Genomic DNA, 16,836 nt, shown 5'->3' on the forward strand with positions numbered 1-16,836 from the left:
TTTTCCCAGGAAATAAGGAGCGATACGCCTTCAGCCGTCTGCTCTTTGGGCAATCGCGCTTAAGTAACCCTTGACATTATGAGCCTTTGAGGGAATGAAACAGCCCTCTCTTTATTACCTACAATTGCAAAATATCAAAAACGGGGGGGGGGAGACAATTCGCTGTGATGAGGTAGGGACAGAGCAAAATCACGTCAACCAAGGTGTCTATCTTCTTCCTAGGGATTTTGCTTATGTCCCCATCCTCCCGTTTATCCACCAGACACCCTATCATCCCTCTACGGCTCTCACAAAGCCAAATTACAACAAAATCCCCAGTACGACGACAAGGTACCGAGGAATTACTTGGATTAAGAACTTTGAAGGTGACTTGGTGCTGAGGATTTGGCGGTGATGCCTTGGATGCTATAAGTACTTCAGCACTACTCTAAATGCTAGATAGCACATCCCATGCAGCGGCTAAAGTTTGACCAATATCCTCTTCTGTATGAGCTAAACAACTAAACCACGCTTCAAACTGAGAAGGTGGCAGGTAAACACCACGTTCTAGCATGCCATGATGGAAGTGGCTAAATTTAACTAAATCTGATTTTTTAGCATCTTTGTAGTTACGAACCGGTCCTTCATTGAAAAACAAGCCAAACATACCGCTAATGTTACCGCCACAAACTGCATGACCAGTTTCTTCCGCAATTTGCAGCAAGCGATTGACCAGCTTCTTAGTAATGTGATCCAGATACTCGTAAGTACCTGGTTTCTGTAGTAATTCCAGCGTTTTAATTCCGGCAGTCATTGCCAAAGGATTACCAGAAAGCGTTCCTGCTTGATACACTGGTCCTGCTGGAGCAACCATTGACATAATGTCTAGGCGACCGCCGTAGGCTCCCACTGGCAAACCGCCACCTATAATCTTACCTAACGTTGTCAAGTCAGGAGTAACGCCAAACTTTTCCTGAGCGCCACCGTAAGCAATTCGGAACCCAGTCATGACTTCATCAAACACAAGTAGCGCCCCGTGTTCTTGGGTTAATGCTCTTAAACCTTGTAAGAACATAGGATCGGGGGTAATAAATCCAGCATTTCCTACCACTGGCTCGACAATGACACCAGCAATTTCCTCTGGATTTTCCTCAAATAAAGCTTTGACTGCTGTTATGTCATTAAAAGGCGCAACCAAGATGTTGTTGGTAACAGATTTAGGAACACCGGGTGAGTCGGGTAGACTGAGGGTGGCAACACCAGAGCCAGCTTTGACTAAGAACGCATCAGCATGACCGTGGTAACAGCCTTCAAACTTAACGATTTTTTCTCGTCCAGTGAAAGCTCGCATCAAGCGGAGAACTGCCATGCAAGCTTCAGTTCCAGAGTTGACAAACCGAACCATTTCAATGCTAGGAACGGCATTGATAACCATGGACGCCAGTACGTTTTCTAACACTGAAGGTGCACCGAAGCTGGTGCCTTTTTCTAGAGCTTCGTGTAGCGCACCGATGACTTCTGGATGAGCATGACCACAGATGGCTGGTCCCCAAGAGCCGACGTAGTCAATATATCGGTTCCCATCTACATCCCAAATGTATGCGCCTTCGACTCGGTCAAAAACTATTGGCTGTCCTTTTACAGATTTGAACGCCCTGACTGGAGAACTAACCCCACCCGGCATCAGCTTTTGAGCAGCGGTGAAGATCTGTTCTGATTGAGTTGTTCTGATTGTAGTATGAACCAAGGTTGTCTCCTTAGTAAGGCAGTATTATAGATTGGTTATTTAACTAACTCCGCTTTGAGACATTTGTCCCCTAAATGGCGGAAGATTTCCAGTTCACCCAATTTTGAGGTTTTAAGAAAGTTTCATACAACTCGGCTTCTGGCGTGTTGGGTTCCGGTTTATAGCCGTATTCCCAGCGTACTACAGGTGGTAGTGACATCAGAATTGACTCAGTGCGTCCATTGGTTTGAAGACCGAAGATTGTGCCACGGTCATAAACCAAGTTGAATTCTACATACCGACCTCTGCGATACATCTGAAAATTACGCTCGCGATCGCCATATTCCATTGACCGTCGCCGTTCCACAATCGGCACATAAGAAGGTCCAAACGTCTTTCCACAACTGTGCACAAATGCAAACACTTCTTCCCAAGTTCGCGGTGCTGGTGTGCCAATCTGGTTACTATAAATGGCAGCTGGGGTGTCTGAGTACGGTCCGTGATACAGTTGACCCTGACCATCTTGATAGTCAAAAAACAGACCCCCAACACCTCGAGTTTCCTGACGATGCTTTAAGTAGAAATATTCATCACACCAATGTTTAAAAACTTGGTAGTAATCTGGGTGATGGGTATCACAAGCTTGCTTGAGTACACAGTGGAAATGGGCGGCGTCCGAAGCATTGGGATAGTAGGGTGTCAAATCCGAACCGCCGCCAAACCACCAAACTGGTCCTGCCTCAAAGTAGCGATAATTGAGGTGTACAGTTGGTATGTAAGGATTGCGGGGGTGCAATACCATTGAAGTACCTGTGGCATAAAAGCCATGACCTGCTGCTTCTGGACGTTGAGCCAGAATAGAAGGTGGCAGATGAGAACCCCAAACCTCAGAAAAGTTGACTCCACCTTGTTCAAACACAGCGCCATCTCGGATTACGCGCGATCGCCCTCCACCCCCTTCAGGACGTTCCCATTCATCTTCCTGAAATGTACCTACGCCATCTAGCTGTTCCAAAACCTGGCAGATTTCGTCTTGCAATTGTTTCATCAACTGGCTGACTCTAGCCTTAGCATCAACTGGAGGTAGAGATTTGGATGGAGTTGTTTTAGGAGTTGAAGTAGCCGTCATAATGTCAACTTAATTTTCCTAAAAGTGAATATCTGAAGAAACTGGAGCATCGTGATGGTTCCAGTGGCAGAGGTGAATGCGACACCTACTTGATTGCATTCACCTAAAAATCGATCTGAGCGAAAACCAAGCTTATACCAAGTTGCAGTCATACAGACAATTTGTCATGCTGAGCGTAACGGTAGTAAAGCGTAAGCGCAAAGCGCAGGCTCCTTCATGTGCGCAGCGTGTCCCAAAGGGACTCAGCATCTCGCGAGATTCTTCCCTATGCCTGCGGCACGCACTCGCGTTCGGTCAGAATGACATATTTGAACCCAACTTGGTATTAACTTAACCAACGGGCAGCATCTTTGGCATGATAAGTCAAAATCAAGTCAGCACCAGCGCGTTTAAAACCTGTCAAAGTTTCTATCACCACCCGCTGTTCGTCAATCCAACCGTTGAGTGCAGCAGCCTTAATCATGGAATATTCGCCAGAGACGTTGTAGGCGGCAACTGGCAAGTTGCTTGCTTCTTTAACACGCCAGATAATGTCCATATAGGCTAAAGCTGGCTTGACCATCAGCATATCAGCCCCTTCAGCAATATCGAGTTCAATTTCTTTAATGGCTTCACGGGCATTACCTGGGTCCATTTGGTAAGTGCGGCGATCGCCAAATTGTGGTGTGGATTCTGCTGCATCACGGAAAGGACCATAGTAAGACGAAGCATACTTAGCAGCATACGACAGAATCGGCGTGTCTTCGTAACCAGCTTCATCCAATCCTGTCCGAATCGCCTGCACAAACCCATCCATCATTCCCGAAGGAGCGATGATATCTGCACCGGCTTTGGCTTGAGAAACCGCTGTTTTTTTCAGCAACTCCAGAGTTGGGTCATTCAAGACACGTCCAGTCAAATCACCAACTTCCAGATAGCCGCAGTGTCCATGACTCGTGTATTCACACAAGCAAGTATCAGCAATGACAATTAATTCTGGCACTGCCTCTTTCACAGCAGTGGCGGCTTTTTGCACAATGCCACAGTCATGCCATGCACCAGTTGCTTCTATATCTTTATCTTCTGGAATGCCAAACAGGATAATTCCGGGGATACCAAGGTCGTAAACAGCCTTAGCTTCTTCCACGATTTTGTCCACCGACAACTGGTAAACTCCTGGCATCGATTTAACTTCTTTGGCAATTGCTTCACCTGGTACGGCAAAGAGAGGGTAAATTAAATCACTAGTTGTTAAGACAGTTTCACGTACCATCCGACGTAGTTGGGAATGGCTTCTAAGGCGACGAGGGCGGTGGTTGGGAAACATAGCGTTTGTATATATGAAGGGAAAAAACTAACTATTGAAGGGCTTTGTCTCACCAATGCTTAGGCGTGTAATATCATGTCCGGTTAAAGACTTATCATTAAGACTGTAGGGGGCAGGGCGATTTATTGACAGGGTTTTAAGGTTTTTGCACAGAGCCACCGAATAATAACTAATCAACCGGACTTGATATAACGTAATGGCTTAGGTAATCCTTTAGCTTTCGCTTAACAATCCTTGAACAAACTTCTTTAGCCCCGTTGGACTGTCTCAAAAATTTCCGACAAAATTTCCTGCGCTCCTTGTTGCCGTAGACTTTGAGCCAGTTCAATACCTAGTTGTTCTGCTTGGGTAGTAGTACCAGTAACAGTATCTTTCACCAGATGTTGACCATCTAAACTGGCTACTATTCCTGTCAAAGTGAGTATATTCCCGTCAAGCTGAGTATTAACACCAATTGGCACTTGGCAACCGCCTTCTAGTTCCCGCAAGAAGGCACGCTCAGCGAGAACGCGATCGCGCGTTGGTACGTGTTCAATTGTTTTGAGTATTGACAGCACTTCCAGATCGTCAGCACGACATTCAATGCCCAAGGCTCCTTGTCCCACTGCATGAAGAGAAATTTCAGCAGGCAGAACTTGATGAATGCGATCGCTCATTCCCAGGCGCTGTAATCCAGCCGCTGCCAAAATAAGCGCATCATACTCACCAGCATCAAGTTTTTGCAGTCGTGTATTCAAGTTTCCTCGAATATCTTTAAATGTTAGATGAGGGAAGTGATGGCGTAGCTGAGCCAGACGTCGCAGAGAAGATGTACCTATGACAGCCCCAGATGGTAAGGTTTCAATTTGTTTATCTTGATGCTTAGCATGAACCACAAGGGCATCAGCTGGATTTTCCCGTTCCGTGACAACTCCTAGAACTAACCCCTCTGGCAGGCGAGTCGGCAAGTCTTTGAGAGAATGAACAGCAAAGTCAATTTCATGCCGAAGCATCCCGACTTCTAGTTCTTTGGTAAACAACCCTTTGTCACCAATCTTAGCTAAGGCGACATCCAGAATTTTGTCGCCTTGAGTAGACATTGTGCAGATTTCAAACGTATGCTCGGGAAAGTGTTTCTGAAGTTTTTCTCGTACGTAGTAAGTTTGTATTAAAGCGAGCTGGCTCTCACGAGAACCGATGCGGAGAGTGCGGGAAGGATGAGAAATGCTAGGCAACGCAGAGTTGAGTTGAGTCATACATCTTAGTTAGAGTTATTTAATAAGTTATGGGACTGCTTTACAGTCTCAAAAAAGAAAGCAACATTTTCTTCAGGTGTGTTCTGTAAAACTCCGTGACCGAGATTGAAGATATGTCCCTGATTTCCGGCTTTGCGCACAGTGTTGAGGATGCGATCGCGGATAAACTCTTGAGAACCAAACAAAACACAAGGATCTAGATTTCCTTGAACTCCAATATTTGCTCCGAGGCGCTGCCGTGCCACTGCGATGTCAACTGTCCAGTCTACACTAACGATATCTACCCCAGATTGTGCCATGAGTTCTAATATCCCAGCACTGCCGTTGATGTACAGGATGAGGGGTGTGTCTGGATGGGTTGCTTTGACCTGTTCGACGACGCGTTTTTGGTAAGGCAAAGCAAAAGTCTCGAAGTCTTGGGGACTGAGTTGTCCTGCCCAAGAATCGAACATTTGCACTACTTGAGCACCAGAATCAATTTGGTAACGAGCATAGATGGCGATCGCATCTGCTAGTTTACCTAAAAATTGGTGTAGCATCGCTGGCTCTGAGAAAGCCATGCTTTTGATAATCGAGTAGTCTTTTGAGCTTTTGCCTTCCACAGCATAAGCAGCTAGTGTCCAAGGAGCACCGACAAAGCCTAAGACAGTGGCTTGACCATTAACTTCTTGGCGCAGAGTTGTCAAGATTTCACGCACAAATGATAAAGAAGCTTCAGGGTCAAGAGGAGTGAGGGCATCAACTTGTGCCTGGGTTCGGATTGGATGTTCAAATACTGGTCCCTTACTTTCGATAATGTCAAAAGGGATACCAATACCGGGCAACGGTGTCAGGATATCTGAGAACATAATCACACCGTCGGGTTTGAAGGCATGAAAAGGTTGCAGAGAAATTTCCACAGCTAGATCGGGGGTTTCAGAACGCTCGCGAAAAGAAGGATACTTCTGACGCAAATCCCGATAGACTTTCATGTAGCGACCAGCTTGGCGCATCATCCATACTGGAGGGCGCTCCAGAACTTCACCTTGAGCTGCTTGTAGCAATCTATAATTTCCCATACATTTCTCCATGCATTAAGAAGCTTTGTTTGTATCAACTATTTCGTGAAATGGAATAACCCGATTCACTTGTTTAACTTCAGCAGAAAGAGTATTACTCTAGCTACTTCTGTACAAAGTGGTTTAAGACAATGTTTGCATCTAAGCTCAACGGTCAACTGTATCAAGAGTCATTGCAAAAACAGATTGCCCAGCAAGCATTTGCCTCGCTATTTCTGGATCAATACCTAAGACTTCTGTAGAGCTTAACTGGTTCACTACATTTGTCAAACTATACTCTGTCACATGAAATCCTTGTTCACAAGCAAATTGCAAGGCTTGCTCAGGTATTTCAAAACCATAATTTTCACTGTCAACTCTGTCTGTGAAGCTTTGAATACTTTGTATTTGTGCCTGCAATCCAACGTCATTTTGTAGAGCCTGCTTAAAACCCGCTTCAGATATAAAATCAGAAGTAATCCAGACCCCACTGTAAGCTTTAAGTATTTCTCGGACATTGGCACATACTTGTTGTTTTTCTGAGCGTGTGAGATACATGAGTAACCCCTCACACACAATCACAACAGGTTGTCCCGGCGTCAGATAATTAATACTCTTCAAAAACTCATTAGAAGGGTGAGTTGCATCAATTTGTAGAAAGTGTAGATTAGCACGTTCTCCAACAAGTTGTTGAACTTGTTGTTGTTTGTAAGCAATCATCTCAGGTAAGTCACTTTCAATAAACGTGATGTTGGGATCGCAAGACATCACAAGACCTCTTGGAAGTAACCCGGATGCAAGTTCTAAAACTTGCGTGGTTGGGTATTGAGCCATAACTTGGTTAATGGCTTTATAACGAGCTTCTAAATGTATCGCGAGCCCAACAGGTTTTTCCTTAAGTTGTGGCAGGGATTGGCCGCTTAACTGTGCTTCTGCCTGTTGAGCTAATTCTTTGGCATAGGGAATATCAGTTAACCCTCTAAATGAACTCACCATGAAAGCAGTAGGGCTAACTTTTTCAAAGTCACTTGTTTGCATTTGAATCATACCTTGATACCGTTTGTCTTAGTTATGTCAGCTCATCCAATTTCAAGCAATTATTTGTGTCTTAAAGCTAATTTTTTCTAATATCAAGTCCGGTTAATTAGTCAGGCTAAGTGCATCTCAAACGCTATTAACAAGGGCTTCAAAAGCATAATTATGTTGATATAAACAAGCCACAAGAATAGCAATCGTGTAATTATTATCCATTACTGCTCAAGATCGGCTTTTGGCGATTACTGACGTTTCAAAGATTGTTCAAGCTGTTCCACAGGTGCTAAATTCCTTCGAGTTTGCCAGTCGCCTATGGTGGATTTTCCGCGTGTAGCGTTGGAGTGAGCGACCACCATCCCGACGTTCTTCAGACCTACTCAATCAGATTGTTGATGCAAAGCTGGTAATTAATAAACACCGAATGCTCCAAACTTTTTTTAGGGTTAATCAGCTCCAAGACAAAGTTGTTAGATATTACGATCAGACCATCTGTGCAAAAACTTTAAAACTCTCCCTCTCTCCCTCTCTCCCTCTCTTTCTCTCTCCTTCTCTCCTTCTCTCCTTCTCTCCTTCTCTCCTTCTCTCCTTCTCTCCCTCTCTTCCTCTCTCCCTCCAAAAATGTTAACGATAACTACTTCTCTGGACATGATCAGGCTAGCGCTGGTACATTTGATTGACGATGGTGTTGTGCAGTCACAATCATACGCAAATTTCCCAAGGGTTGTAAACCTGGACCACGACGGATAGGATGAATTGGACGGGGATCAGCTAGTGTCATCTGATAACGTGTTAAGATACTAAACAGTACAAGCTTCATTTGATAATTTGCGAGAGCCTGCCCGATACAAATCCGAGTTCCACCACCAAATGGTAAATATTCATAAGGAGAAAAATGCCGTTCCAGAAAACGTTCCGGGTTGAACTTTTCGGAATCTGGGTAGACTTCCTCACGACGGTGAGCGGAATAAATATTGGGCCAAATTCGCGAACCTACAGGCAATTCATAATCCATCATCTTGATTGGGGTTTTGGCTACCCTTAAGAATCCAACTACAAGCCCTGGGCGTAAGCGCAGTGTCTCTTGACAGGTAGCTGTGAGATATGGAAGTTGAGAAATCGCTTTAGTATCTGATGGGTCTTTAATATTATTCAGTTCTTTGAGCAGTCGCTCACGTACGCTAGGCGTTTGGTGAATCCAGTACATTGCCCACATAAGGGCTGTTGATGTTGTGTCATAACCAGATACAAGTACTGTAATCAATTCATCGCGCAATTCCTCATTAGTCATCGGCTGACCCTCTTCATCACGAGCTGTCATTAACAAGCTAAGAATGTCAGTCCGTTCTGATTCAGGTTGCATACGGCGTTCAGTAATTTCAGCATAGAGAAGTTCATCTAGTTCATTCTGTATGCGGAGAAAACTTCCCCATGCACTCCAAGGTCCCAAATCTTTGCGTAAAGGTGGAAGCAAAGCATTGAGCGCAAAAAATGTAGAGGTAGTCATCTCTATTAACGCAAGCAATTTTTGGCGTAATTGTTCTGAACGCTCTGTTTTTGTGGAGCCAAAAACAACATGAAATAGAACATTCTGAGTGATTTTATGCATACATAAATTGATACTGACAGATTCTCCAACGCTCCACGTCTTCATCATCTGTTCAGTCAATCCACAAATGAGCTTGCCATAATGAGCCATGCGTTCTCCGTGAAAAGGAGGCATCATTAACTTACGTTGGCGTAGATGAGATTTGCCATTCATCATCAGTAAAGAATGCTCTCTGAAGATAAAATCCAATATTTGATTACCTTCTCTGAAGTCAAAAGATTCTGAAGGAGCGGTAAAAATATCCTTGAGGGCTTCGGGGTGACTAACAAATATGCTAGGTTGTTGACCAGGCAACTGTACTGTGAAAATATCGCCATAGCGCCTACTGCAAGCATCCAAAAAATTTGCAGGGTAGACAGTCCATTGCACCAAATCCCATAAAGATAATTTGTGAGGTGTATTCATTAACTTCATTGATTTTTTTTGAGAAAGCGAGGTAACAATAGTGAAAAGAGGTAAAAATTTCCTCGATAAGTACGCGAGTGCGCTAAACTGATGCAGCCTTTGTCTCATAAAAGCTTGGTCAAGCTTCTGTGCGATCAACTTATGACCAATATTTGCTTAGAGATTGTTCTACCTTTAGAAGGTGAGCGATCGGGATCAAGACTGCACCAATTAGCTTTTGGAGGAACAATGGGTGGTTGACTAATATGGAGTCTGATTTCTCGACAAGCAAAGCAAATTGTAACAAATTAGCACTCACCCCATTCCGAGCCATAGTGTACATACCTTTAATGAACTTCTCAAATTCCGCTGCAGGCTGTACAAGGGTTGTGAACGTTACCCACTCGTCAGATGCATTCCAGAAAGAATGATGCATACCCGGGGGAACTGGTACAACTTCTCCAGGACGGAGTGTCATTCTGTTTCTTTTTTCACTCAACTCCATCTCGAGTTCTCCGTTTAACACCTCGAACGTCTCTGTGATGGTGAGATGGTAGTGCGAGGGAACACTTGTGGCTTTTGGTGGAAGGTCAAAGCGGAGCAAGAGACGCTCTCCATCGCTATCGCGAGTAGAGCAAAGGACTGTTAAGCACTCACCTGTGACAGGATTTTGAATGGGTTCCGGTTGTGACAAACTTGTTGAAGCGTCTGTTAAACTTTCTTTAGTTGCAGCCAACGAAGTGTCAGGAGAGTGAGAATTTTGACGATTTGATACCATTTTTAGAAATTTCCTTATTTTCGTAAACTGGCACTTGCAATACTATTTCCCGAAAACCTGGCTACAGATGAAAGAAGGTTCTTAATTGCGCTTAAGCGCTACTACAAACAATGTGTAGCTAGTGCATTAACGAGGTAAAAACAGATTGCACTGAATGTCCGTTTGAGTTATTTGACGCACTATTAGATGGCTCTAGACCCCAGCCCTTCGCCAGATATTTTTGCCGAAGCTTACGATAAGAAAGATCGAGAGCATCAGCAGCAACATGAAGTTCTTCTGATATTCTGGGCATTGGTTGAGAGGTTAAAGTTTCGACAACTATGGTATCTTCATGAGCTAGTTTATAGTCCATATTTTTGACGAAACTATCTAGCCAGGGTTGTTTTAAAATGTTGCGATACAAAATACGTTTGGCAGAAGTCGTGTTTTCATCAATCGGAAAGAAGGCAACTAAAATACCGAACTTGATAGCAAATTTACCATCTCCGCCTACGTTAATTTCAGCTAAGGTAACGTTAGGTAAGTAAAAACTCAATCTTATTGTCAACTGCGGACGTCCACCCAGTAAAAAGTTTAGGAAACTTTTTGAGCTACCTAGAGAATCATAAGTGTATGTAGCAACTGCGCTCCAGTCGTCTTCCTCGACTCGATATCTAATAGTTTGGTCCAGTGGGATTCTCTGACCAAAAGATTTCTTATGGATGGCGATCACATGGGCAAAGTCAATATTAGCTTCTATGAGGCGAGCGTAATTAGCAGGCTCTATAGCCGAATGGCAAACGGGACGCAAAGATGAGAATAAGTATTCTGGAAGAGTTGGTAAGGGGTGGCGCTCTTGTTCTGGTAAGTCTCCATAAAAAAGCCAGACATAACCGTATTTTTCCTGCACTGGGTATGTCTGAACGCGAGCTTTTTTAGGAATAGGTGTTTCGGGTGCATTGGCAGGAATGTCAATGCATTTGCCATCCGCTTGAAATTTCCATCCATGATAAGGACAACGAATACAGCTATCTTCTACCCAACCTAGAGAGAGAGCAGCACCACGATGTGGACACTGGTCTTTGAGTGCTATGACTTGCCCTTGGGAATCACGGTAGAGTACAAATCTTTGATTTAACATCACGATTTGCTTAGGCTTGTTAGTAACATCTGCACTAAATTCACAAGCATACCAAAAGTTCTTTAACACTTTTAACTCCTACTTTTTGAAGAAATAAAACCGTTGTCAATTTAAATTGAATATTAACTCGAGTCAACTGTTGAGTGTTGAGTGTCAACAGTTAATAGTCAAAGACCATAACGAGTTTTTAAACAATTTCAACCTGCATCAGCTTATCTTGCCCATTGGAAACAAAGTTGCAGTCGCCATTTTGCTTACATAAGCATAAAATAAACAAAAACACAAAGAAGAAAATGATGAAGCAGAAAATCAGAAAACTTTTTCTGTGAAAGCAACTTAAGATGAGATATGAATCTACTTCACGACTAAAGTAGAAGAATGTTGTTCTAGATGACTATTGAAGTTGTTTGATTGACAATTATTAGACTTCAAACCCCAACCCATTGCTAAATATTTTTGGCGGAGTTTGCGATAGGCAAGGGGCAAGGCATCAGAAGGACAATGGACTTCGGCTGATAAACTGTCGGGTATGACTGCGGGATATTGTGACTCGCTTACTATTCTGTCTTCATTAAGAGATTTGTAGAGAGACTTCACAAATAAGCTGTCTGCCCATTGCTGTTTAAGAACATTGCGAAATTGAATCCGCTTAGTAATAGTTGTATTTTCATCAACAGGAAGATGAATAGCATAATTGATCATCTTGCCACGAACAAAGTCTACCTCAACTTTTGTAATATTAGGCAAATAGAAGGTGGTTTTTGTATTAAGCTCTGTGTATGATGGACTAAAAAAGAGCTTAAATATATTTTGGGGCTTAGTGAAATTTGCATATTTTATTTTGGCACTAATACCCCAATTCTCCTCTTGAACTTGATAATCTGGAACCCTTGGATCTTGCCTAAATCCTGCACCAAATGACTTAGCATGAACGATAGCTAAATGGGCTGAGTCAAGAGTATTTTCGATGCAGCGAGTGTAATGAGTCTGATATTTTAATTCCAAGAAAATTTGATTAAAAGTCGGATCTTCAAACTCTGGAAAGGGTGGGATTGGGGGGCGTTCTTCTTCTGGTAAGTCTCCATAAAAAAGCCAGACATAACCGTATTTTTCCTGCACTGGGTATGTCTCAATCCGAGCTTTTTTGGGTATAGGTGTTTCGGGTGCATTGGCAGGAATGTCAATGCATTTGCCATCCGCTTGAAATTTCCATCCATGATAAGGACAACGAATACAGCCGTCTTCTACCCAACCTAAAGAGAGTGCGGCACCGCGATGTGAACACTGGTCTTTGAGTGCTACGACTTGTCCTTGGGAATCACGGTAAAGGACAAATTTCTGATTTAACATCACGATTTGCTTAGGCTGACTAGTAACGGCTGAGCTAAATTCGCAACCGTACCAAAAGTTTTTTAACATTTTTAGCTCCTACTATCTCAATAAATGAATGTTGACACAGATAAAGTTAACTAATGAGGGCGTCCTTTGTACAATCATCAAATTAGGTTTGGGAACTCGTAACAGCACTAGGTTGCTTTTCTGCGTCTAACAGATGTCGTGAAATAACACAAGCTTCTAGGTTAAACAACATTTGCAGAGCTTCGCCAGCAAGGCGTTGCGTTTCCACATCCTGCTGCGTCCGCAGACACACCATCGGTTCGTGGAGAATTTTGTTCACAATACCTCGAGTTAGGGCTTCGACAGCTTTTTGATGTTTATTGGTAAATTCACTACCTAGGCGCGACAAAGCTTTTTCTAACTCTTGTTCGCGAATGCTTTCTATTTTTTCCCGTAAACAACTAATAATGGGAACAGTTTCCCGTGAATGCCACCAGGTGTGAAACGCTTTTAACTCCTCTTCTATCAACGCTTGCGCTTCCATTGCTATTTGTCGGCGGCTTTCTTGATTTTGGACAACGACGGTCTTCAAATCATCAACATTAAATGCTTGAACGTGAGTTAGCTCATTGACATCTGCATCAACGTTGCGAGGAACTGATATATCGAACAGCATCAAAGGCTGATTTGGTTTCAAACTGGCTTCGAGTTTAGCTCGATCCAGCAGTGGTTCTATAGAAGAAGTGCTAGTAAAGACTAAGTCCGATGCTGCAACTACCGTCATCATTTCATCAAGTGGATAACATTGCAATTGCGTATCGCTGAACTCATTCGCCAATTCTTTAGCTCGCTCGATAGAACGATTTACAATTGAAATCTGGGTTACTTTTTGCGCTAATAGATGTTGCACTAACCGTCGAGCCATGTTGCCTGCGCCCACAATTGTGACTCGGCACTCCGATAAATTCTGTACCTTGATTTGGGCTAACTCTACCGCAGCAGAACTAATCGAGACAGCACCTGTACCAATCGCGGTCTCTGTTCTAACCCGCTTTGCAGCCGTAATGGCTTGCTTGAATAAGTGATTGAGGATGCGTCTCGTGCAGCCATTATGTTGTTGGATTAACTTGTGGGTGTGTTTGACTTGAGCCAAAATTTGCCCTTCTCCTATCACCAAGCTATCTAGCCCAGAAGCAACCCACATTAAATGCTTAACGGCATCCTGCTGCCGTAGAGTAAATAGGTGTTGAGAGAGGTCGTCGGAAGGCAATTGACTATGCTCAGCCAGAAACTGAGCGACCTCCTGAGTTGCCTGCTCTGTCTTAGTAACGACAGCATAAATCTCTAGGCGGTTGCAGGTGCTAACAATAGCCGCTTCTTCAATGTGAAAACAGCTATGTAAATGCGCGATCGCCTTTTCAATTTTATCCTCTGGAATACTCAGTTTCTCACGAATTTCAACAGGAGCTGTCTTGTGGCTAAGACCTACAACAGCAATATCCATGCATCCTCCCTTTAAGTTTTTCCTTTCCTTTTCTTACTGCCAAGGTCTTACAGACGATTAGCATATTGCGCAGATTTTGGCTCTCATCTTGCTTATGCCAATACATAAGCCGAATTACTGTTCAAATCGGTCTGTGCAACCTGCTCGTACTGGAAAAAGCCAGGGTTGAGTATTGCCTTGGGGTCGTATTTCCTTTTCATCTCATTGACTTTAGGCCAGTAATCACCAAACTGAAGTCTCCATTGAGGAAGGTCAAATTCCACCCAACTAGCCATATATCTTTTACCGCCTGCTTGCAAACCGAGGTCACTAAGTAGATTTACTTGTTCTAAAACAGGTTGAAGCTGAGACTTAGGGATGGTGGGATACATTCCAAATCCGAGAATAAACTCTTCTTCCGGTAAAGGGAACATGGGCATATTGGTATTGCGAGAAAGCATACAAAAAGAACCCACCGGTGTATTTCTGAAGTCAATAAAACTAGGTATGCGCTTGAGTGCAGTTTCGATATATTCTTTGGCGACCGATCCTGGTAATATCACGTCTATCCAAGGATTTGCAGTGCCTACAGGATGAGGTACTTCTGCTATTGGTTGAACGAACTTTTCAAAGGTAAGGTCTTCAGTGTAGATATGACGATAGAACTTTAGACTAGAGAGAAGTTCTTCCTCATTAATATCGTTTGCAGAGTCCACCTCCAGAGTAATCTGCATCCTATAAAACCATTTAATCAGAGGTTGTATTCCATTTACCCCTGTCCTCGATACTCCCATCACACATGGGGAGAATAGAGAGAGCAAACCATCGACACGCTCTTCGAGTACGAGGAGACGCTCATCATTCAAGAGGAGTTCTAAGTCGTCATAGCAAAGAAAATAGGTACGGGTCAAAGGGCGGTATTGTCTGAGTTTATGCTGTATCTGGGTAATGATGCCAAACTGACCATAACCGCAAAGAACGTGATAAAAAAGTTCGCTGTTCTCTTCTGGCGTACACCAGACCAGATCCCCTGTTCCGGTTACAACTTCTAAACCAATGCAATTATCAGCTTGCGATCCATAACGAAAGGAGTTCCGCCCCAACCCACCGGCAGAATGGGTTCCTCCTATAGTTACGTCAAAGTTATTGGTGAGGACAGGAGGAATCAAGCCTTGTGGTATTGAGGCATCAACTACCTTCTTCCAAGTCACACCAGTATCAGCTTTAAACCACAATCGATCTGAGTCAAACTCATGAATTTGATTGAGGCTCCTCATATCCAAGAGGATTCCGTCTTGGTTCAAAGATTGACCACTTGATGTATGTCCTGCAGCCCGTGAAGAAATCGTTAACTCTTTATCAGCAGCATACTTGATTGCGTTAGCAACGTCAATAGAATTTTGAGGACGAACAACAACCTGAGGCTGTTTTTGAATAATGCCGCCAAAATCTTGAGAAACTGTTGCTAAATCCTCTTTTAGGCTACTAACATTGCCTTCAATAATATGTTTTAGATCAGATACAATACTATTCATCTAACAACCTTTTTTGCTGTATTTACAAGTAGGATTTCAGACTAAACTGCACAACAATTATCCTCATATAGCCAAAGCATCAGATGGTAATAAATGCAGCTGTTACTCAATTTTTAGACTAACTTCGGTTAGGAAAGCGTGTCGTCTAAAAATCATTTTTACGAGGACTAGATTGGTAACAGCTATAAAGTATGTATTTACCTAAGTAACTTATTTAGAGACCCGGATTTTGAGCATTTTAAGCCCAATCTTGAGCAGGATGGGAACTACTTGAAATAAATTTTTTACTTTAGAAAACGCACTTTGTGTATTCTGCGTTGATTTTGTTATTGTTTGAGCAGGTCTTTCATACTTGAATACACAAACGCAGTCACCTTCAGCTTGTTTACTGAGAATTTCAGCCTTCATCCCAGGAAAAGCTCTTCTAGCTGCTTCTTGTTCCATTTCACAGAGGAGATAACAGGGAGTCTCGAAACCATACTCTTTAGCAATGGACAAAGCTGGGCAAACTCTTTGAATTTCAATTGTAGCGTCTATTCCATTTTGGGAAATATCTACTATTTCCGTAATGAAGCCCATCATTCGCAGTAGAGGAATCGGTTTTTTGAAGCCTTCAGCTAGGGTGGCGTTATCAATGAAAGCGCCCATCAATGCCTTCTGTTGGTCAGGATATTTTTCCATCATTTTTTCAAAAGCCGCTTCATCTCCTATTTCTGCTGCTAGCTTTTTATATCTTATAAATCTGTTTCTAAACAAATTCAAAGCTTTTGATTCATTGATGTTCAGGATGTCTTCCATCCGTAGGTCACCTGCACCGATCTTATCATTTTCCATTTTCAGTTCAGTTGTCATTTTTATTCTCCCTTTTTTTGAATTTAGAACAAACAAGAAATCACTATATAGAACAGAAAAAAATTACAAGCTAGCCAATAGGCAAAGCATAATCATACCAACAAGAAGGTATCTGAGAGTATTACGGCAAACTAATATAATGTCGTCGGCTTCAAGTACGCTCATCATAAGCTCATTGTGTCGTTTTATCTTTTGAAAAACGATATTTTTTTCATGTAGCTTATTTCCTGTCACAGCTTTTTTTGAGTTTTTGAATCGATTCTCGAATCTAGTTTTAGCCTTTGATCGCCTTA

General features: G+C 42.9%; 15 protein-coding genes. 1 reads left to right on the top strand and 14 read right to left on the bottom strand.

Features of this window, described 5'->3' with window-relative positions:
• Window positions 1-94 precede the first annotated feature (94 nt).
• Window positions 95-394: a hypothetical protein gene (locus AACT52_RS35435; RefSeq protein ID WP_073635102.1), complete on the top strand. Its 300-nt coding sequence runs from the start codon at window positions 95-97 to the stop codon at window positions 392-394.
• Between the two features lie 33 nt (window positions 395-427).
• Here AACT52_RS35435 and hemL read toward each other — a convergent pair whose 3' ends face one another.
• The 14 genes from hemL to AACT52_RS35505 all read right to left on the bottom strand — a co-directional run bounded on the left by hemL (window position 428) and on the right by AACT52_RS35505 (window position 16,543).
• Complete coding sequence (gene hemL / locus AACT52_RS35440) at window positions 428-1,726, bottom strand: glutamate-1-semialdehyde 2,1-aminomutase (protein WP_073635103.1); 1,299 nt, start codon at window positions 1,724-1,726, stop codon at window positions 428-430.
• Window positions 1,727-1,796: 70 nt separating this feature from the next.
• Window positions 1,797-2,834, bottom strand: coding sequence for an oxygen-dependent coproporphyrinogen oxidase (gene hemF / locus AACT52_RS35445; protein ID WP_073635104.1), 1,038 nt, complete (start codon window positions 2,832-2,834; stop codon window positions 1,797-1,799).
• Window positions 2,835-3,159: 325 nt separating this feature from the next.
• Window positions 3,160-4,140 (bottom strand): porphobilinogen synthase, encoded by a 981-nt coding sequence (hemB, locus tag AACT52_RS35450; RefSeq protein ID WP_073635105.1) that lies wholly within the window; start codon window positions 4,138-4,140, stop codon window positions 3,160-3,162.
• A gap of 248 nt (window positions 4,141-4,388) precedes the next feature.
• Complete coding sequence (gene hemC, locus AACT52_RS35455; protein WP_073635106.1) at window positions 4,389-5,375, bottom strand: hydroxymethylbilane synthase; 987 nt, start codon at window positions 5,373-5,375, stop codon at window positions 4,389-4,391.
• Window positions 5,376-5,380: 5 nt separating this feature from the next.
• Complete coding sequence (gene hemE, locus AACT52_RS35460; protein ID WP_233154154.1) at window positions 5,381-6,433, bottom strand: uroporphyrinogen decarboxylase; 1,053 nt, start codon at window positions 6,431-6,433, stop codon at window positions 5,381-5,383.
• Window positions 6,434-6,580: 147 nt separating this feature from the next.
• Entirely contained in the window at window positions 6,581-7,450 is an 870-nt protein-coding gene (locus AACT52_RS35465; RefSeq protein WP_233154155.1) for a class I SAM-dependent methyltransferase, read from the bottom strand.
• Window positions 7,451-7,914: 464 nt separating this feature from the next.
• Entirely contained in the window at window positions 7,915-8,094 is a 180-nt protein-coding gene (locus AACT52_RS35470; protein WP_073635109.1) for a hypothetical protein, read from the bottom strand.
• A 2-nt stretch (window positions 8,095-8,096) separates the two neighbouring features.
• Window positions 8,097-9,467, bottom strand: coding sequence for a cytochrome P450 (locus tag AACT52_RS35475; protein ID WP_073635126.1), 1,371 nt, complete (start codon window positions 9,465-9,467; stop codon window positions 8,097-8,099).
• Between the two features lie 130 nt (window positions 9,468-9,597).
• Window positions 9,598-10,215: a cupin domain-containing protein gene (locus tag AACT52_RS35480; protein WP_083630730.1), complete on the bottom strand. Its 618-nt coding sequence runs from the start codon at window positions 10,213-10,215 to the stop codon at window positions 9,598-9,600.
• A gap of 118 nt (window positions 10,216-10,333) precedes the next feature.
• On the bottom strand, window positions 10,334-11,404 hold the full coding sequence (locus tag AACT52_RS35485) for an aromatic ring-hydroxylating dioxygenase subunit alpha (protein ID WP_073635110.1): 1,071 nt from the start codon (window positions 11,402-11,404) through the stop codon (window positions 10,334-10,336).
• Window positions 11,405-11,689: 285 nt separating this feature from the next.
• Window positions 11,690-12,754 (bottom strand): aromatic ring-hydroxylating dioxygenase subunit alpha, encoded by a 1,065-nt coding sequence (locus tag AACT52_RS35490; RefSeq protein ID WP_073635111.1) that lies wholly within the window; start codon window positions 12,752-12,754, stop codon window positions 11,690-11,692.
• Between the two features lie 82 nt (window positions 12,755-12,836).
• Window positions 12,837-14,177: a glutamyl-tRNA reductase gene (locus tag AACT52_RS35495; RefSeq protein ID WP_073635112.1), complete on the bottom strand. Its 1,341-nt coding sequence runs from the start codon at window positions 14,175-14,177 to the stop codon at window positions 12,837-12,839.
• A gap of 92 nt (window positions 14,178-14,269) precedes the next feature.
• Window positions 14,270-15,691 (bottom strand): FAD-binding protein, encoded by a 1,422-nt coding sequence (locus tag AACT52_RS35500; RefSeq protein ID WP_083630731.1) that lies wholly within the window; start codon window positions 15,689-15,691, stop codon window positions 14,270-14,272.
• A 210-nt stretch (window positions 15,692-15,901) separates the two neighbouring features.
• Entirely contained in the window at window positions 15,902-16,543 is a 642-nt protein-coding gene (locus AACT52_RS35505) for a hypothetical protein (RefSeq protein ID WP_073635113.1), read from the bottom strand.
• Window positions 16,544-16,836 lie beyond the last annotated feature (293 nt).

It is taken from the genome of Scytonema sp. HK-05, assembly GCF_963872035.1.
Lineage (GTDB): Bacteria > Cyanobacteriota > Cyanobacteriia > Cyanobacteriales > Nostocaceae > Kalymmatonema.